At 53.7% G+C, this 17,664-nt stretch carries 17 protein-coding genes; 13 read left to right on the forward strand and 4 right to left on the reverse strand.

What is annotated here, in order from left to right; genetic code table 11:
• Positions 1-133 precede the first annotated feature (133 nt).
• The 10 genes from livH (at position 134) to ugpQ (ending at position 10,303) form a co-directional block, all read left to right on the forward strand.
• A complete protein-coding gene (gene livH, locus D5398_RS20485) occupies positions 134-1,060 on the forward strand; it encodes a high-affinity branched-chain amino acid ABC transporter permease LivH (RefSeq protein ID WP_095924234.1) in 927 nt (308 codons plus the stop codon).
• Complete coding sequence (locus tag D5398_RS20490; protein ID WP_120509272.1) at positions 1,057-2,346, forward strand: high-affinity branched-chain amino acid ABC transporter permease LivM; 1,290 nt, start codon at positions 1,057-1,059, stop codon at positions 2,344-2,346. The genes livH and D5398_RS20490 overlap by 4 nt, the downstream gene beginning before the upstream one ends.
• Positions 2,343-3,113: a high-affinity branched-chain amino acid ABC transporter ATP-binding protein LivG gene (livG, locus tag D5398_RS20495; protein ID WP_120509273.1), complete on the forward strand. Its 771-nt coding sequence runs from the start codon at positions 2,343-2,345 to the stop codon at positions 3,111-3,113. Before D5398_RS20490 ends, livG begins: the two co-directional genes overlap by 4 nt.
• A gap of 21 nt (positions 3,114-3,134) precedes the next feature.
• Complete coding sequence (livF, locus tag D5398_RS20500) at positions 3,135-3,836, forward strand: high-affinity branched-chain amino acid ABC transporter ATP-binding protein LivF (RefSeq protein ID WP_120509274.1); 702 nt, start codon at positions 3,135-3,137, stop codon at positions 3,834-3,836.
• Positions 3,837-3,967: 131 nt separating this feature from the next.
• Positions 3,968-5,155, forward strand: a complete 1,188-nt coding sequence (locus D5398_RS20505; protein ID WP_120509275.1) for an aminotransferase-like domain-containing protein — start codon at positions 3,968-3,970, stop codon at positions 5,153-5,155.
• Between the two features lie 212 nt (positions 5,156-5,367).
• On the forward strand, positions 5,368-6,681 hold the full coding sequence (gene ugpB / locus D5398_RS20510) for a sn-glycerol-3-phosphate ABC transporter substrate-binding protein UgpB (protein ID WP_120509276.1): 1,314 nt from the start codon (positions 5,368-5,370) through the stop codon (positions 6,679-6,681).
• Positions 6,682-6,750: 69 nt separating this feature from the next.
• Entirely contained in the window at positions 6,751-7,638 is an 888-nt protein-coding gene (gene ugpA, locus D5398_RS20515; RefSeq protein WP_120509277.1) for a sn-glycerol-3-phosphate ABC transporter permease UgpA, read from the forward strand.
• Positions 7,635-8,480: a sn-glycerol-3-phosphate ABC transporter permease UgpE gene (gene ugpE, locus D5398_RS20520; protein WP_120509278.1), complete on the forward strand. Its 846-nt coding sequence runs from the start codon at positions 7,635-7,637 to the stop codon at positions 8,478-8,480. Before ugpA ends, ugpE begins: the two co-directional genes overlap by 4 nt.
• A 6-nt stretch (positions 8,481-8,486) precedes the next feature.
• The gene (locus D5398_RS20525) at positions 8,487-9,560 is read left to right on the forward strand and encodes a sn-glycerol-3-phosphate import ATP-binding protein UgpC (protein WP_120509279.1); all 1,074 of its coding nucleotides are present in this window, start codon (positions 8,487-8,489) and stop codon (positions 9,558-9,560) included.
• Positions 9,561-9,562: 2 nt separating this feature from the next.
• Entirely contained in the window at positions 9,563-10,303 is a 741-nt protein-coding gene (ugpQ, locus tag D5398_RS20530) for a glycerophosphodiester phosphodiesterase (protein ID WP_120509280.1), read from the forward strand.
• A gap of 35 nt (positions 10,304-10,338) precedes the next feature.
• On the opposite strand, the gene D5398_RS20535 is transcribed toward ugpQ, so the two are convergent.
• From D5398_RS20535 to D5398_RS20545, 3 genes are all read right to left on the reverse strand, one after another.
• Positions 10,339-10,881 carry a DUF1240 domain-containing protein gene (locus tag D5398_RS20535; protein ID WP_120509281.1) on the reverse strand — a complete coding sequence of 181 codons (543 nt, stop codon included), beginning with the start codon at positions 10,879-10,881 and terminating at the stop codon, positions 10,339-10,341.
• 151 nt (positions 10,882-11,032) lie between these two features.
• A complete protein-coding gene (locus D5398_RS20540; RefSeq protein ID WP_120509282.1) occupies positions 11,033-11,809 on the reverse strand; it encodes a hypothetical protein in 777 nt (258 codons plus the stop codon).
• Between the two features lie 100 nt (positions 11,810-11,909).
• Entirely contained in the window at positions 11,910-12,215 is a 306-nt protein-coding gene (locus tag D5398_RS20545; RefSeq protein ID WP_120509283.1) for a DUF2756 domain-containing protein, read from the reverse strand.
• A gap of 202 nt (positions 12,216-12,417) precedes the next feature.
• Here D5398_RS20545 and D5398_RS20550 point away from each other — a divergent pair, with 202 nt between their 5' ends.
• Complete coding sequence (locus D5398_RS20550) at positions 12,418-13,317, forward strand: carboxylate/amino acid/amine transporter (RefSeq protein WP_120509284.1); 900 nt, start codon at positions 12,418-12,420, stop codon at positions 13,315-13,317.
• On the opposite strand, the gene metR is transcribed toward D5398_RS20550, so the two are convergent.
• Positions 13,223-14,158: an HTH-type transcriptional regulator MetR gene (gene metR, locus D5398_RS20555; RefSeq protein WP_120509285.1), complete on the reverse strand. Its 936-nt coding sequence runs from the start codon at positions 14,156-14,158 to the stop codon at positions 13,223-13,225. The genes D5398_RS20550 and metR overlap by 95 nt on opposite strands.
• A gap of 104 nt (positions 14,159-14,262) precedes the next feature.
• Between metR and metE the strand changes: the two genes are divergently transcribed.
• Together metE and budC are read left to right on the forward strand one after the other, a co-directional pair.
• Complete coding sequence (metE, locus tag D5398_RS20560; RefSeq protein ID WP_120509286.1) at positions 14,263-16,542, forward strand: 5-methyltetrahydropteroyltriglutamate--homocysteine S-methyltransferase; 2,280 nt, start codon at positions 14,263-14,265, stop codon at positions 16,540-16,542.
• A gap of 222 nt (positions 16,543-16,764) precedes the next feature.
• Positions 16,765-17,529, forward strand: a complete 765-nt coding sequence (gene budC / locus D5398_RS20565; RefSeq protein WP_120509287.1) for a meso-2,3-butanediol dehydrogenase — start codon at positions 16,765-16,767, stop codon at positions 17,527-17,529.
• Positions 17,530-17,664: the final 135 nt, after the last annotated feature.

The raw sequence follows: 17,664 nt of genomic DNA on the forward strand, positions 1-17,664 counted from the left end.
TCCCCTGCGAAGGGGAGGGTTGGGGTGGGGTATTAATGGCATCTTAGCGGTGTGAAAACCCCCTCCCGGTCTCCCTCTTCGCAGGGGGAGGAGCTATGCAAGTCTTCAAACCCTTGATTAATAAGGATAGGGTATGTCAGAGCAGTTCCTCTATTTCATTCAGCAGATGTTCAACGGCGTGACGTTGGGCAGTACTTATGCGCTGATCGCCATTGGTTACACCATGGTTTACGGCATTATCGGCATGATCAACTTCGCCCACGGCGAGGTGTATATGATCGGCAGTTATGTCTCCTTTATCGTAATCGCCGCTTTGATGATGATGGGTATCGACGCCAGCTGGTTGCTGATCGGTGCCGGTTTTATCGCCGCGATTGTGATTTCCAGTGCTTACGGCTGGAGTATTGAACGCGTGGCGTATAAGCCGGTGCGTAACTCCAAGCGTCTGATTGCACTGATTTCTGCCATCGGGATGTCAATTTTTCTCCAAAACTACGTCAGCCTGACTCAGGGCTCGCGTGACCTTGCTTTACCAAGTCTGGTGACTGGCCAGTGGAAACTGGGCGAGGCGAATGGTTTCGCCGCGACGATCAGCACCATGCAACTGATTATCTGGATCGTCACGTTTGTCGCCATGCTGGCGCTGACGCTGTTCATCCGTTATTCGCGTATGGGACGTGCCTGCCGTGCCTGCGCCGAAGATCTCAAAATGGCCAGCCTGCTGGGGATCAGCACTGACCGCGTGATCTCGCTGACCTTCGTCATCGGCGCATTAATGGCCGCCGTCGCCGGTGTTCTGCTCGGTCAGTTCTATGGCGTCATCAACCCGTACATCGGCTTTATGGCCGGGATGAAAGCCTTTACCGCTGCGGTTCTCGGCGGTATCGGCAGCATTCCGGGCGCGATGATCGGCGGCCTGATTTTAGGCGTGGCCGAAGCGCTGACCTCAGCGTATCTGAGCACCGAATACAAAGACGTGGTCTCCTTCGCACTGCTCATCGTGGTGCTGCTGGTGCTGCCGACCGGTATTCTCGGACGTCCGGAGGTTGAGAAAGTATGAAGCGCCTGAATCTGTTAAATGCGCTGGTCTCCGCTTTCGTCCTGCTGGTGCTGGCCTCGTTCATCATGGGGCTGCAACTGGGCCTCGATGGCACAAAACTGGTGGTTAACGGCGCCGGTGAAGTCCGCTGGATGTGGATCGCCATTGGCTGCGCCATCGTCTTCGTGTTCCAGTTATTCCGACCGATGGTCAGCAGCGGCCTGAAAAAAGTATCCGGCCCTGGCTGGGTTTTGCCGAGCTTTGATGGCTCGACGCCGAAACAAAAACTGCTGGCGCTGGTGCTAATTATCGCCGCTATCGCCTGGCCGTTTATCGTCTCGCGCGGTACGGTGGATATCGCCACGCTGACGCTCATCTATATCATGTTGGGTCTCGGCCTGAACGTGGTGGTCGGGCTGTCCGGTCTGCTGGTACTGGGCTACGGCGGTTTTTATGCCATCGGTGCCTATACGTATGCGCTGCTGAACCACTATTACGGCATCGGTTTCTGGGAAGCGTTACCGCTGGCGGGTCTGGTCTCTGCGGCGTTTGGTTTCCTGCTCGGATTTCCGGTTCTGAGGCTGCGGGGTGACTATCTGGCGATTGTGACACTCGGATTTGGCGAAATCGTCCGTATCCTGCTGCTCAACAATACCGAACTGACCGGCGGCCCGAACGGCATAAGCCAGATCCCAAAACCGACGCTGTTCGGGCTGGAATTCAGCCGCACGCCACGCGACGGTGGCTGGGATACGTTCAGTAATTTCTTCCATATTGCGTATGATCCGAGCGACCGCATCATTTTCCTGTATATGGTGGCGCTGCTGCTGGTGATCGCAACCTTGTTCATCATCAACCGTCTGCTGCGTATGCCGCTGGGCCGTGCGTGGGAAGCGCTGCGTGAAGATGAAATTGCCTGTCGTTCTCTGGGGCTGAATCCGACCCGCATCAAACTGACCGCGTTCACCATCAGTGCTGCGTTTGCCGGTTTCGCCGGTACGCTGTTCGCCGCGCGTCAGGGCTTTGTCAGCCCGGAATCCTTCACCTTTGCGGAATCCGCTTTCGTGCTGGCTATCGTGGTACTTGGCGGAATGGGCTCGCAGTTTGCAGTGATTCTGGCGGCAATTTTGCTGGTGGTTTCCCGCGAGCTGATGCGTGACCTGAACGAATACAGCATGTTGCTGCTCGGTGCGTTAATGGTGCTGATGATGATCTGGCGTCCGCAGGGCTTGTTGCCGATGAAACGTGTCCATCTCAAACTGAAGCTTTCGAAGAAACAAATCGCGGATCAGGGGGAGCAGGCATGAGTACGCAACCTCTGTTAGCGGTTGAAGGGCTGATGATGCGTTTTGGCGGTCTGCTGGCGGTCAATAACGTAGCGCTGAATCTCAACCAGGGCGAAATTGTTTCGCTGATCGGCCCGAACGGTGCTGGTAAAACCACGGTGTTTAACTGCCTGACCGGTTTCTACAAACCGAGCGGCGGTACCATTAAATTGCGCGACCAGCATCTTGAAGGATTGCCGGGGCAGAAAATTGCCCGCATGGGTGTGGTGCGTACCTTCCAGCACGTGCGTCTGTTCCGTGAAATGACGGTGATTGAAAACCTGCTGGTCGCCCAGCATCAGCACCTGAAAAGCGGTGTGCTGGCGGGCTTATTTAAAACGCCGGGATTTCGTCGCGCCGAAGCCGATGCGCTCGATCGCGCCGCCGACTGGCTGGAACGTGTCGGATTACTCGAGCTGGCTAACCGTCAGGCGGGTAATCTGGCTTATGGTCAGCAACGCCGTCTGGAAATCGTCCGCTGCATGGTGACGCGTCCGGAAATCCTGATGCTCGATGAACCGGCAGCGGGTCTGAACCCGCGCGAAACTGAAGAGCTGAACCAGCTGATTGCCGAGTTGCGTAACCAGCACAATGTGTCAGTGCTGCTGATTGAGCACGACATGAAACTGGTGATGGGCATTTCTGACCGTATCTACGTGGTGAATCAGGGCACACCTCTGGCTCAGGGCACACCGGCTGAAATTCGCAATAATCCTGACGTGATCCGTGCCTATCTGGGCGAAAGTTAATGGGTGAAGGGACAGAACAAGATGTTGTCATTTAATCAGGTATCCGCCCATTACGGCAAAATTCAGGCGCTGCATGAAGTCAGTCTGAGCATTAATAAAGGGGAAATCGTCACGCTGATCGGCGCGAACGGCGCGGGTAAAACCACGCTGCTCGGCAGTTTATGTGGCGAACCGCGCGCGACTCACGGCTCGATCATTTTCGAAGGGCAGGACATCACGCAGTGGCAGACTGCCAAAATCATGCGTGGCGATATCGCGATTGTGCCGGAAGGCCGCCGCGTATTTTCGCGTATGACCGTTGAAGAGAATCTGGCGATGGGGGGATTCTTTGCCACGCGCGATCAGTTCCATTCCCGTCTGGAGCGCGTATTTACACTGTTCCCGCGCCTGAAGGAGCGCCGTATTCAGCGTTCGGGCACCATGTCCGGCGGCGAGCAACAGATGCTGGCCATCGGTCGTGCGCTGATGAGTCAGCCACGTTTACTGCTCCTTGATGAGCCGTCGCTGGGGCTGGCGCCGATCATCATCCAGCAGATTTTCGATACCATCCAGCAACTGCGCGAAGAGGGAATGACCATCTTCCTGGTCGAGCAAAATGCCAATCAGGCGCTGAAACTCGCCGACCGTGGATATGTGCTGGAGAACGGTCATGTGGTGCTGGAAGACACCGGCGCGGCATTGCTGGCGAACGAAGCGGTACGTGCGGCCTATCTCGGCGCATAAATTGAATTCGATTTTTGAAAATCTGTGATAAATCTATAAAACCGCACGGCAAGCGCTTTGCGGTTTTTATTTTGTCTATAAATTAACATCTCTCACATCCGTATAACTTTGCACATCATCAGGAACATGTCATGAACACAGAAGGTTTACTCGCCGCCCGTATGGTCAGGCTCAAAAGTTCGGCCATCCGGGAATTGCTGAAACACAGCAAAATGGAAGGCGTTATCTCACTGGCGGGTGGTATTCCTTCTTCAGCGCTTTTTGATTTCGAGGGCCTGCGTGAAGCCACACAACTGGCGATCACTGAACAGCCTGAACACGCTTTCCAGTATGGCCTGACCGAAGGCAGTTATACCCTGCGCCAACGTATTGCGGAGCTTTGTCAGGAACGTGGCGTAGTTGCGAGCCCGGACGATATCGTAGTTACCGCAGGGTCCCAGCAGGCGCTGGATCTGGTAATGCGCGCCGTGGTGAACCCGGATGACGTGTTTGTGGTGGAACGCCCGACCTATCTGGCGGCGTTACAGACGCTGGAACTGGCCGAGGCCAAACTGTTGTCCGTGGGTTCTGACGGCGACGGCATGATTGTTGATGAGCTGGCTGAACTGCTGAAAACGCAGAAAATCAAAGGAGTGTATCTGGTGCCGACGTTCGGTAACCCGAGCGGCGTAACCCTGAGCCGTGCCCGTCGTGAACAGCTGGTGAAACTGGCAGCGCAGCATGAATTCCTGATTGTAGAAGATGATCCGTACGGCGAACTGCGTTTCACCGACGAACGCCAGCCGACGCTGTTCGAACTGTCCAAATCGCTGTTTGGCCACGCCGACAACATCATCTACACCTCGACGTTCTCCAAAATTCTGGCACCGGGTCTGCGTCTGGGCTGGGTGATTATGCCTGACTGGTTGCTGCACAAAGTCGCGATCATTAAACAGGCCGCCGATTTGCACGCCAGCGCGCTGTCACAGACCATTGCGGAATATTATCTCGGTCTGGGCCGTCTGCCGAAGCAGATCGAAACCATCCGTGCCGCGTATAAAAAGAAATGTCAGATTATGGCCGAACTGCTGGAACGCGAGCTGGGTGACGTGCTGACGTTTGAATATCCGAAAGGCGGCATGTTCCTGTGGGCGCGTTTCCGCGAGCCGCGTAACTGTGCTGACTGGATGAAAAAGACGCTGGAGCAGGGCGTGGTGTTTGTACCGGGCGAATTCTTCTATGCCGATAACCCGGATCACTCGACCTTCCGACTGTCTTTCGCCACCGCGACCGAAGAGCAGATGCACGAGGCGGTCGCCCGTCTGAAACGCGCACTGTAATCCTCTTTTTCCGGTACCCCAAAGGCGCATCGTTCACCCGATGCGCCTTATTTTTTGCCATCTGTTCGTCACCTGCACTTAACGCGGCTGTCACTTTATTGTCATTTAACGGTTATTTTTCTGTCACTTAACCGTGTCATTTTACCTCCCGACTCTACCCGGCATATTTCAAGCTGCACTTGCAGCACACCAGCAGAATTCAGGAGACAGGCATGTTCATCAACCTCAAAAAAACGGTCATCGGCACCGCGCTGACGCTGGCTTTCAGCGCCAATGCTTTCGCTGTGACAGAAATTCCATTCTGGCACTCCATGGACGGCGAATTAGGCAAAGAAGTTAACTCGCTGGCCGACCGTTTTAACCAGACGCACCCTGATGTCAAAATTGTGCCTGTCTACAAAGGCAAATACGACGAGAGCCTGGCTGCGGGTATCGCGGCATACCGTACGGGTAATGCGCCAGCTATTTTGCAGGTTTACGAAGTGGGCACCGCGACCATGATGGCCAGCAAAGCCATCAAACCGGTGTACGAAGTATTCAGCGACGCGGGCATTAAAGAAGACGTTTCTCAGTTCGTGCCGACTGTTTCCGGCTATTACTCCGATTCCAAAGGCCGCCTGCTGTCCCAGCCTTTCAACAGCTCCACGCCGGTGCTGTATTACAACAAAGATGCTTTCAAGAAAGCCGGTCTGAATCCGGATCAGCCGCCAAAAACCTGGCAGGACATGGCCGCGTACACCGAGAAATTGCGTGAAGCGGGTATGAAGTGTGGATACGCCAGCGGCTGGCAGGGCTGGATCCAGATTGAAAACTTCAGCGCCTGGCACGGTCTGCCAATCGCCACCAAAAATAACGGTTTCGATGGCACTGATGCGGTTCTGGAATTCAACAAACCAGAACAAATCAAACACATCCAGATGCTGGAAGACATGAACAAGAAAGGTGATTTCACTTATTTTGGTCGTAAGGATGAATCTACCGCCAAGTTCTACAACGGCGACTGCGCGATGACTACCGCCTCTTCCGGTTCACTGGCTGATATCCGTCAGTATTCCAAGTTCAACTACGGCGTGGGCATGATGCCTTACGACGCAGACATCAAAGGCGCGCCACAAAACGCCATTATCGGCGGTGCAAGCCTGTGGGTGATGAACGGCAAAGACAAAGATACCTACAAAGGCGTTGCCGAATTCCTGCAATTCCTGACCACGCCGGAAATTGCGGCCGAATGGCATCAGAAAACCGGTTATCTGCCAGTGACGACAGCGGCGTATGAGCTGACCAAAAAAGAAGGCTTCTACGACAAGAATCCGGGTTCTGACGTCGCGACCCGCCAGATGCTCAACAAGCCACCATTACCGTTCACCAAAGGCCTGCGTCTGGGCAACATGCCGCAGATCCGTACCATCGTGGATGAAGAACTGGAAAGCGTGTGGAGCGGCAAGAAAACCGCCAAAGAAGCGTTGGATACCGCTGTTCAGCGCGGGAACCTGCTGCTACGTCGCTTCGAAACTTCTACTAAGTAATCCAGTTTGGCTCCTCCCCCTTCGCAGGGGGGGAGCAAAACCCGTCATCGCATCAACGAGTACACCATCATGAGTTCACACCGTCCCGGTTTTGGTTGCAGCTGGTTGCCCTATGCACTGGTGCTGCCGCAGCTGCTGATCACCGCGATATTCTTCCTGTGGCCTGCGGGTCAGGCGCTGTGGTATTCAGTGCAGACGCTGGATCCGTTCGGACTTTCCAGCACCTTCGCCGGTATGACCAACTTCACGCAGCTGTTTCAGGATCCGTACTATCTCGATTCTTTCTACACCACGCTGAAATTCAGCTTTATGGTGGCGTTTATCGGGCTGGCCGTTTCGCTGTTTTTCGCGGCGCTGGTCGATCACGTGGTACGCGGCAGCCGAATTTATCAGACGCTGATGATCCTGCCTTACGCCGTCGCGCCTGCCGTGGCCGCCGTCTTGTGGATGTTTCTGTTCAGCCCCGGTCTGGGTCTGATCACCCATTTCTTAGGCTCGATTGGCTATAACTGGAACCACGCACAAAACAGCGGTCAGGCGATGTTCCTGGTGGTACTGGCGTCGGTCTGGAAGCAAATCAGCTACAACTTTCTGTTTTTTCTGGCAGCGTTGCAGTCGATCCCAAAATCGCTGGTTGAAGCGGCGGCTATCGACGGCGCAGGCCCGGTGCGTCGTTTCTTCCATCTGGTATTACCGCTGATTTCGCCGGTGAGCTTCTTCCTGCTGGTGGTCAATCTGGTGTACGCCTTCTTTGATACCTTCCCGGTGATTGATGCCGCGACAGCGGGTGGCCCGGTGCAGGCGACGACCACGCTGATTTATAAAGTCTATCGCGAAGGTTTCTCCGGTCTGGATTTGTCCAGCTCCGCCGCGCAGTCCGTCATTCTGATGCTGCTGGTTTGCGGCCTGACGTTCATTCAGTTCCGCTTTGTCGAGCGTAAGGTGCGTTACCAATGATTGAAAACCGCAGAGGGCTGGATATTTTCAGCCACATCATGCTGCTGCTCGGCGTGCTGGTGATTTTATTCCCGCTCTATGTCGCGTTTGTGGCGGCATCGCTGGATAACAAACAGATTTTTGATGTGCCGATGACGCTGCTCCCAGGTACGCATTTATGGGAAAACATCAGCACTATCTGGACGCAGGGCGCGGGCAACAACAGCCCGGCGTTCGGACGTTTGCTTATCAACAGTTTCATCATGGCGATGGTCATCACCCTCGGCAAAATTTCGGTGTCGATGCTTTCGGCTTACGCGATTGTCTATTTCCGTTTTCCGCTGCGTAACCTGTTTTTCTGGCTGATTTTCATGACCCTGATGCTGCCGGTGGAAGTGCGTATTTTCCCGACCGTTCAGGTGATTGCCAATCTGCATATGCTCGACAGCTACACCGGCCTGACGCTGCCGCTGATGGCCTCGGCGACCGCGACTTTCCTGTTCCGCCAGTTCTTTATGACCCTGCCGGATGAATTGCTGGAAGCCGCGCGTATCGACGGTGCAGGCGCGATGCGCTTTTTCTGGGACATCGTTCTGCCGCTGTCGAAAACCAATCTTGCGGCGCTGTTTGTTATCACCTTCATCTATGGCTGGAACCAGTATCTGTGGCCAATTCTGATCACCAGCGATGCCTCTATGGGCACGGCGGTGGCGGGGATTAAAAGCATGATCTCTTCCGGTGACGGTTCGACCCAATGGAATCAGGTGATGGCGGCCATGATCCTGACCTTATTGCCACCGCTGGCGGTGGTGCTCCTGATGCAGCGCTGGTTTGTGCGCGGCCTGGTAGACAGTGAGAAGTAAACTGAAATGGCAAATTTGAAATTACAGGCAGTGACCAAATCCTACGACGGCAAAAATCAGATTATCCAGAGCATTGATCTGGACGTCGCCGACGGTGAATTTATTGTGATGGTCGGGCCTTCCGGCTGCGGAAAATCGACCCTGCTGCGCATGGTCGCCGGGCTGGAGCGCACTACCTCCGGCGATATCTACATTAACGACCAGCGTGTGACCGAGCTGGAACCGAAAGATCGCGGCATCGCGATGGTGTTCCAGAACTACGCGCTGTATCCGCACATGAGCGTGTACGACAACATGGCGTATGGCCTGAAAATCCGCGGTTTCGGCAAAGCGCAGATTAATGACCGTGTTGAAGAAGCGGCGCGTATTCTCGAACTCGGCCCGTTACTTAAACGTAAACCGCGCGAGCTTTCCGGCGGTCAGCGTCAGCGCGTGGCGATGGGGCGCGCCATCGTGCGTGAACCGGCGGTGTTCCTGTTCGATGAACCGCTTTCTAACCTCGACGCCAAACTGCGCGTGCAGATGCGTCTTGAACTGCAACAGCTTCACCGCCGTCTGCGTACCACCAGTCTGTACGTCACACACGATCAGGTGGAAGCCATGACACTGGCGGAACGCGTGATTGTGATGAACAAAGGTATCGCCGAACAGATCGGTACGCCGTCAGAAGTTTACCGTCGTCCGGCCAGCCTGTTTGTCGCCAGCTTTATCGGCTCTCCGGCTATGAACCTGTTGCCCGGTCAGCTGACCACCGACGGTACGTCGCTGGTGATGGAAGGCGGTTTTGAACTGCCGCTGCCGGTTCCACGCCCGGAATGGGGCGGCCGTGAGCTGACGGTCGGTATCCGCCCTGAACATATTCATCTGACCGATGACACTCAAAACGGTATTCCGATGGTGCTCAATACGCTGGAACTGCTGGGCGCGGATAATCTGGCGCATGGCAAACTGGCGGGCAGCGGCGTCGTGGTTCGGTTATCGCATGAAATATTCCCGACAGCCGGTTCGTTGTTGCGCTTGGTTTTCCCGGCGAAAGCGTTAAACTTTTTCGATACTGAAACCGGATTACGGATGGAATGAACATGAAAGCCTGGCCTTACCCTCGCATTGTGGCGCACCGTGGCGGCGGCGCCCTGGCTCCGGAAAACACGCTGGCTGCTATCGATATGGGCGCTAAATATGGTCATACCATGATCGAGTTTGACGCCAAGCTGGCGCAGGACGGGGAAATCTTCCTGTTGCATGACGACACCCTGAACCGCACCAGTAACGGCTGGGGCGTGGCGGGTGAACTGCCGTGGGATAAGCTCGAACAGCTGGACGCCGGTAACTGGTACAGCGCCGCGTTTAAAGGCGAGAAATTGCCGCTGCTGGCGCAGGTCGCCGAACGCTGTGCGCGTCTCCACATGATGGTCAATATTGAGATCAAACCGACCACCGGCCTGAATGAAAAAACCGGCACCGACGTGGCGCTGGCGGCACGCGAATTATGGAAGGATCAGGCCGTTGCGCCGCTGCTTTCCTCGTTCGAATTCGACGCACTGGTTGCCGCCAAAAAAGCAGCACCAGAATTGCCGCGCGGTTTACTTATCGACGAATGGCACGAAGACTGGAAAGCGCTGACCGACGAACTGGAATGCGTTTCCCTGCACCTCAATCACAAATTGCTCAACGAAGAACGTGTGCGGGCGATTAAAGACGCGGGTCTGCATATTCTGGTGTACACGGTGAATAACCCGGCGCGCGCCCGTGAACTGCTGGACTGGGGCGTGGACTGTATTTGTACCGATAAGATTGATGTGATTGGGCCGGATTTTAAATAATCAGCAACGGGCGCTGGAATAGCGCCCGCGTTAATTTAGTTCTGAGGCTTCTTCTTCCATTTGTGGAAAGGGTCTTCATACAGCGTTGCAGGTGTATCCTCTCGCGGCTGATCTCTGGGTCTGATCATAATCGGCAGATTTCGTTTCACGCATTCATTGGCATCTTTGACGTACAACGTTGGGCCCTTCATATTTTCTTTCCAACAGTGTCCGTATCCTTCTTGCTCCAGAGCGCTTATAAAGCCAATCGGATAGATGATGGCTAGAAAAAGTCCCACGAGGGCTAGATAACAAGCTGGGATCAGTACCCGTCTTCCTTTTCCATAGGGAATAACACCCTTAAGAGCGATATATGGGCAACCAAAAGCACATATGAAGCATACAGGAGCGCCACCGAGAACCATAAACGCTAAAGTATCAACCGAAACGATGTCAGGATAGGATAGATTATAAATAACCTGCTCTTTAAAAATAAAGGGAAGCATGTAACAAATCCAAATAAATATCGGAGAGATAGCGATAGCACTCCATCTCTGTTTTTTTGTAAAAACAACGAATTTTTCTTTTTTATTTTTCATATATGTTTGAACAACAACTGACTTTCTCTTCCTAAGGTGTCTGAAATACTAGGGGTATCTTTTTGCATTTCATTTATTTTAATAATAATCGCATCTGTGATACCAAGTTTTTCGTCCAGATACTCAAGGGAGTAAGTTAAAGTAATACTTGCTATAACAACGACGAAAAGGGCCCCCCTAATGTAAGGCCTGCTATGCCCATCAATACTGTGGCAGCAACTTTCATCACTGCAGCAGCTACGATCACTTTTGCTACATCGCTGGTTACTTTTCCCAAAAATTCTTCGGTAGAATACGGGTCCCTTAGCTGAAACTCTAGCGTCCTATAAGCCAGTCCTACGTAGATACAAAATTTCATACCGGAAATAATATTGGTATTGATTCCTTTTTGGCCGATGCCAATTTCGACAATCTGCATATTTCTGAGTTTATAATGTGTGCCCATCAAAATCTTTCTGACGCCAGCATAACCGGTAATTTTCACCATTTGCTCGCCATGTCTGGCCCGATAAATTTGAGCCGCAACACCAAACCCTTTCAGCTTCCAGACAATCTGGGTTGCTGTAATCCCATCTTTTGCATTTCCTGCGTAAGTTGCACCAAATCCTAACCTATCAAGATTGCGTTCTGAAACTTCGTACTCACCGACAGGGGCAAGTTCTTTCACAATGGCATAGGCCTCTTCCTGAGTGAGGAACATAATGTAATGAAGGTTTTTACTGACACTGTTAATTAATAACTCTCGGTAATCACTGCCAGGTCGGTTAATTTCTAAAGGGAGAAACGATGTGGCGGAATTTGGGAAGCCAGGAAAGGGATTGTTGTAAAACGTCGGCATTTTACTATTTGGCATTTGAATCCATCCTTCGAATTTTTGGATTAAGTGATTTTCATCGATCAATTCAAAGGAAATAGTGAGAATGGTCATATAAACAGGAAGATGAATACCCGCAGGGGGAGTTATTTTCTCTCTGCGGGGCTGTATTATTATGTTGATGAATAATTAATTTGTTTACCCATCAAATTTATTATTGTTTCAAATTCTGCTGCAACTGCTGATTGTTCTGGTTCAACTGTTGGGTTTGCAACCGCTGCTGATTGCCCTGGATTTGCGATTTCAGCTTCAGCTGCTGCTGTTGCTGACTGTTACGCAGATCCTGCTCCTGCTGACGTTTTTGCATCTGCTGGTTAGTTTGCTGTTGCTGCTGCATCCGCTGTTGCGAAGGATTGGTCAGCAGCGGATCGTTCGGGTTAGGCACCTTTTCGACTGCGCTGGCGGTCTGAACGGCAAACAGCAGCGGCAGCGCGGCGAGCGTTCCATACAAATATTTCATCAGTTCATCCTCCGTTTCCAGTCATACATTAAGTGTATGCCATCGCAGCCGTGAACGTGTCCTTTGAGCGCACGTTTCCCTCAAAGCGTGGCGCTGCTCTCGTTTGCTCTATAATTGAACAGATGTAAACCACCTTCACGCTTCGCGGTTTCCTTCATTCCGTTACAATTATCCATCTTTAACATTTTAGGGCTCAACTGCCGTGCCTTTACTCATTATCACCACTATTTTGTGGGCCTTTTCATTCAGCCTGATCGGCGTCTATCTGGCCGGACAGGTCGACAGCGTGTTTTCCGTTCTGGTCCGTCTCGGTCTGGCGGCGCTGGTATTCCTGCCGTTCCTGCGCTGGAAAGGCCATCAACTCACCACCATCTTGCTATATATGGCTGTGGGTGCGATGCAGCTTGGCATCATGTATCTCATCAGCTTCGAAGCGTATTTGTACCTGTCGGTGCCGGAGTTTCTGCTATTTACGGTGATGACGCCGCTGTACGTCACGCTGATTTATGACCTGATCAGTGGCCGCAAAATCCGCATCGGGTATGCGCTCAGCGCGTTGCTGGCGGTGGCGGGCGCGGCGATTATCCGTTACGACCACATCAGCGAACATTTCATCATTGGCTTATTGCTGGTGCAGGCGGCGAATATCTGTTTTGCCATCGGGCAGGTGGGCTATAAACGCCTGATGGAAACCCGTCCGATGCCGCAGCATACGGCGTTTTCCTGGTTTTATCTTGGGGCGCTACTGTGTGCGGTGGTGGCGTGGTTCCTGTGGGGCAATCCGCAAAAACTGCCGACCACTAACCTGCAATGGGGCATTCTGTTATGGCTGGGGATCGGCGCTTCAGGCCTGGGATATTTCATGTGGAACTACGGCGCGACGCAGGTCGATGCGGGAACGCTTGGGATTATGAACAACTTTCACGTCCCGGCCGGGCTGCTGGTTAACCTGGCAATCTGGCAACAACAGCCGCACTGGCCGAGTTTTATCATCGGCGCCGCCGTGATTATGTCCTCACTGTGGGTGCACCGGCGTTGGGTCGTGCCGCGTCGCGAACAAAAGGCAGATGATCGCACGCATGCTGCCGCGCCGAACGAATAAACGCTTCGGTAACTGGCTGACGCTGTTCGCCGTCACGTACGGCGGCGTACAGGCGACTCCATAAGCCATCGCCCAGGGTTTTGGTCACGATCAGACCCTGGCGCTCAAAACTCTCCACCACCCAGTGTGGTAACGCCGCTATACCCATTCTCGCCGACACCATCTGAATCAATAACAATGTGTTATCGACGCTTTTCAGCGCCGGGCTGACGCCTGCCGGTTGCAGGAAATGCCGCCAGATATCCAGACGCTGACGCTGTACCGGATAAATCATCAGGGTTTCCGCGCTGAGATCTTCCGGCGTAATCACCGTTTTGTCTGCCAGCGGATGATCCGGTGCCAGCACCAGACGCACTTCAAAATCGAACATCGGAGAATAATGCAAACCGCTGCGCGGCAGAATGTCAGAGGTCAACACGATATCCAGCTCGCCCTGTTGCAGCGCAGGCTGCGGATCAAAAGTCACGCCGGATTTGAAATCCATCAATACCTGTGGCCAGCTCTGGTGGAAGCTATCCAGTGCAGGCGTCAGCCACTGAATACAGCTGTGACATTCAATCGCGATACGCAGAGAAGCCTGATGCGGCTCATTACAGGCCTGCAACGCTTGCTGGATTTGCGGCAGCACCTGTTCTGCCAGATTCAGCATGATTTCGCCCTGCGGCGTGAACCGCAGTGGCTGACTTTTTCGCACGAACAACCTGAAACCGAGCCGTTGCTCCAGGTCGCTGAACTGGTGCGACAGAGCCGATTGGGTCTGATGAAGCTGCGAGGCGGCTGCGGCCAGTGACCCGGTGTTACGCAGTGCTTGCAACGTTCGCAGGTGTTTCAGTTCGATCATGAGAGTCCTTCACTGTGTCATGAATAATTTGCGCTTGTGGATTATACACTACCTGCGGATTATGGATGTGTAAACATCTGGATGGCTAAACAGGAATTTAAAAGATGACGATACTGAATCACACTCTGGGTTTTCCACGCGTTGGTCTGCGTCGTGAACTTAAAAAAGCACAAGAAAGCTACTGGGCAGGCAATTCCACTCAGGAAGAACTGCTGGCAACCGGACGTGAACTTCGCGCCCGTCACTGGAAGCAACAATCTGAAGCAGGCGTGGATTTGGTGCCGGTGGGCGATTTCGCCTGGTACGATCACGTACTGACCACCAGCCTGCTGCTGGGTAACGTCCCGGCTCGTCATCAGAATGCCGACGGCTCTGCGGATCTTGATACCTTATTCCGCCTTGGCCGTGGCCGCGCACCGACCGGTAAACCAGCAGCGGCGGCTGAAATGACCAAATGGTTCAACACCAACTATCACTACATGGTGCCGGAGTTTGTGAAAGGGCAGAAATTCAAACTGACCTGGACGCAGCTGCTGGAAGAAGTGGACGAAGCGCTGGCGCTCGGCCATAAAGTGAAACCTGTTCTGCTTGGCCCGCTGACCTATCTGTGGCTCGGCAAAGTAAAAGGCGAGCAGTTTGACCGTCTTTCCCTGCTTAACGACATTCTGCCTGTTTATCAGCAGGTGCTGGCGGAACTGGCCAAACGCGACATCGAATGGGTGCAGATTGACGAACCGGCTCTGGTGCTGGAGCTGCCGAAGGATTGGCTGGATGCCTGTAAACCGGCGTACACCGCGCTGCAACAGAACAAAACCAAACTGCTGCTGACCACCTATTTCGACAGCGTCGGGCATAACCTCGACACAATCCGCCAGCTGCCGGTTCAGGGCCTGCACATTGACGCGGTAGCCGGTCGTGACGACCTGCAAACCCTCATCAACGCGCTGCCACAAGACTGGTTGATTTCGCTGGGCGTGATCAACGGCCGTAACGTCTGGCGTGCGGATCTGAGCACCTGGTTTGATCGTCTGAAGCCGCTGGTGGCGGGACGCAATGTCTGGATTGGCAGCTCCTGTTCACTGCTGCATAGCCCCATCGATTTAAGCGTTGAAAGCCGCCTCGATGAAGAGGTCAAAAGCTGGTTCGCCTTTGCGCTGCAAAAATGTGCCGAGCTGTCATTACTGGCTTGCGCCCTGAATAACCCGACAGAAGAAGCTAAGCAGAAACTGGCGGAATACAGCGCGCCTATCCGCGCCCGCCGCGAGTCCGCCCGCGTGAATAATGCCGCTGTGGGTAAGCGCGTTGCCGCGATTACCGGCGCAGATATCGAGCGTCCGCACGTTTACACCGAACGCGCCAAAGCGCAGCGCGCCCGTTTCAATCTGCCCGCCTGGCCGACAACCACCATCGGTTCATTCCCGCAAACCACTGAAATCCGTGGCCTGCGTCTGGACTTCAAACAAGGCCGACTGGACAACACTAAATACCGCACCGGTATCAGCGAGCACATTAAACAGGCCATCAGAGAGCAGGAGCGTCTGGATATAGACGTGCTGGTTCACGGCGAAGCCGAACGTAACGACATGGTCGAATATTTCGGTGAGCATCTTGACGGATTTGTGTTCACGCAAAACGGCTGGGTGCAGAGCTACGGTTCACGTTGCGTGAAACCTCCGGTGATTATCGGCGACGTCAGCCGTCCGCAAGCCATTACCGTTGAGTGGGCGAAGTACGCGCAGTCTCTGACTAAAAAACCGGTGAAAGGCATGCTGACCGGGCCGATTACCATTCTCTGCTGGTCATTCCCGCGTGAAGATGTCAGCCGTGAAACTATCGCCAAACAAATTGCGCTGGCGCTGCGTGATGAAGTAGAGGATCTGGAAAAAGCCGGTATCGGCATCATCCAGATTGATGAACCGGCACTGCGCGAAGGCCTGCCACTGCGTCAGTCGGAGTGGAATGCGTACCTGCGCTGGGCGGTGGACGCGTTCAAACTGAATGCCGCAATTGCCAGCGATGACACGCAGATCCACACCCATATGTGTTACTGCGAATTCAACGACATCATGGATTCCATTGCCGCGCTGGATGCCGACGTGATCACTATCGAAACCTCGCGTTCCGATATGGATTTGCTGGAATCGTTCAAAGACTTCGAGTATCCGAACGAAATCGGGCCGGGCGTTTACGACATTCACTCACCTAACGTGCCAAGCGTGGAATGGATTGAAGATTTGCTGCGTAAAGCCGCGGACCGTATCCCGGCAGAACGCCTGTGGGTGAACCCGGACTGCGGCCTGAAAACCCGCGGCTGGCCGGAAACCCGCGAGTCGCTGGAAAACATGGTGAAAGCCGCCAAGCGTCTGCGTGCTGAGAAAGCCTGAAATAAAGAATCGTTGTGGTGTTGCTGAAACCTTTGGGGCACTCCGGTGCCCCTTTTTTATGTCCTCATTCGTACTTTGTTACGTCTCTTTCAGCCCGCATCAAAGGGTGGCTGTGGCGCGATTGCGGCGCTGAACAGCAGACAGTTTCCACGCACCGCGCAGTTCTCCGCTAGGCTTAAATCAGGCTTCACTTTCTTATTACCCATCAGGCAAGGAGAAAATATGAACCGGTTTACAGACAAAGTCGTGGTAGTGACTGGCGCAGGTTCCGGCATGGGGGCCGCATCGGCCCGGCGTTTTTCTTCAGAAGGGGCGATAGTGGTTCTTGTCGGACGGACGAAGGAAAAGCTGGAGAAAGTCGCAAAAACGCTGAGCAGTACGCAGTATTACATTCATCTGGCAGATGTTTCTTCCGCAGCGGATGTGGAGCGTATGGCCGAAGTGGTTGAGGATAAATTCGGTCGTGTCGACGTGCTGGTGAATGGCGCGGGCGTGGTGGTGCAGGGCAATGTGACAGAGGTTAGCCTCGAAGACTGGCAGAAAATTATTGGTATCGATCTCAGTGGCGTTTTCTACTGCACGCGGTTCTTTATGCCCGCGCTGATTAAAAGCAAAGGAAATATCGTCAATATTTCGTCGGTGTCCGGTATCGGCGGCGACTGGGGAATGAGTTTTTATAATGCCGCAAAAGGCGGAGTGACTAACTTCACCCGTTCGATTGCAATGGATCACGGCAAAGATGGCGTGCGCGTCAACGCCGTATGTCCGTCGCTGACTTTCACGGATATGGCGGCTGGCATTAAAGACAACAAGGCGTTGCTGGCGAAATTTGCCGAACGTATTCCTTTAGGGCGGGGAGCGGAGCCGGAAGAAATTGCCGATGTCATTGCGTTTCTCGCCAGTGATGACGCCCGTTTCGTGACGGGGGTAAATCTGCCGGTTGATGGTGGCCTTTCTGCCTCCAACGGGCAGCCTTCGCTGGTGTAGTTGCTGAAGAATCCGCGATAAAATTCGCTTTCACCGGCCCGCCATTTCACTGGCGGGCCATTTTTTCGCGGTCTGCCGCAAATTTGCGTCATGTTTTCCTTTCCCCGCAACAGATTCGCTATCATGGCGATGATT

The organism is Rahnella bruchi (assembly GCF_003614975.1).
GTDB lineage: Bacteria > Pseudomonadota > Gammaproteobacteria > Enterobacterales > Enterobacteriaceae > Rahnella > Rahnella bruchi.

Bases quoted from the DNA above. Each gene is read 5' to 3' on its own strand.
- ugpA (WP_120509277.1), top strand. From the start codon at position 6,751: ATGAGTTCACACCGTCCCGGTTTTGGTTGCAGCTGGTTGCCCTATGCA.
- D5398_RS20540 (WP_120509282.1), bottom strand. From the start codon at position 11,809: ATGACCATTCTCACTATTTCCTTTGAATTGATCGATGAAAATCACTTA.
- livH (WP_095924234.1), top strand. From the start codon at position 134: ATGTCAGAGCAGTTCCTCTATTTCATTCAGCAGATGTTCAACGGCGTG.
- D5398_RS20545 (WP_120509283.1), bottom strand. From the start codon at position 12,215: ATGAAATATTTGTATGGAACGCTCGCCGCGCTGCCGCTGCTGTTTGCC.
- budC (WP_120509287.1), top strand. From the start codon at position 16,765: ATGAACCGGTTTACAGACAAAGTCGTGGTAGTGACTGGCGCAGGTTCC.
- ugpE (WP_120509278.1), top strand. From the start codon at position 7,635: ATGATTGAAAACCGCAGAGGGCTGGATATTTTCAGCCACATCATGCTG.
- metR (WP_120509285.1), bottom strand. From the start codon at position 14,158: ATGATCGAACTGAAACACCTGCGAACGTTGCAAGCACTGCGTAACACC.
- ugpQ (WP_120509280.1), top strand. From the start codon at position 9,563: ATGAAAGCCTGGCCTTACCCTCGCATTGTGGCGCACCGTGGCGGCGGC.
- ugpB (WP_120509276.1), top strand. From the start codon at position 5,368: ATGTTCATCAACCTCAAAAAAACGGTCATCGGCACCGCGCTGACGCTG.
- livF (WP_120509274.1), top strand. From the start codon at position 3,135: ATGTTGTCATTTAATCAGGTATCCGCCCATTACGGCAAAATTCAGGCG.
- D5398_RS20505 (WP_120509275.1), top strand. From the start codon at position 3,968: ATGAACACAGAAGGTTTACTCGCCGCCCGTATGGTCAGGCTCAAAAGT.
- D5398_RS20535 (WP_120509281.1), bottom strand. From the start codon at position 10,881: ATGAAAAATAAAAAAGAAAAATTCGTTGTTTTTACAAAAAAACAGAGA.
- D5398_RS20525 (WP_120509279.1), top strand. From the start codon at position 8,487: ATGGCAAATTTGAAATTACAGGCAGTGACCAAATCCTACGACGGCAAA.
- livG (WP_120509273.1), top strand. From the start codon at position 2,343: ATGAGTACGCAACCTCTGTTAGCGGTTGAAGGGCTGATGATGCGTTTT.
- D5398_RS20490 (WP_120509272.1), top strand. From the start codon at position 1,057: ATGAAGCGCCTGAATCTGTTAAATGCGCTGGTCTCCGCTTTCGTCCTG.
- metE (WP_120509286.1), top strand. From the start codon at position 14,263: ATGACGATACTGAATCACACTCTGGGTTTTCCACGCGTTGGTCTGCGT.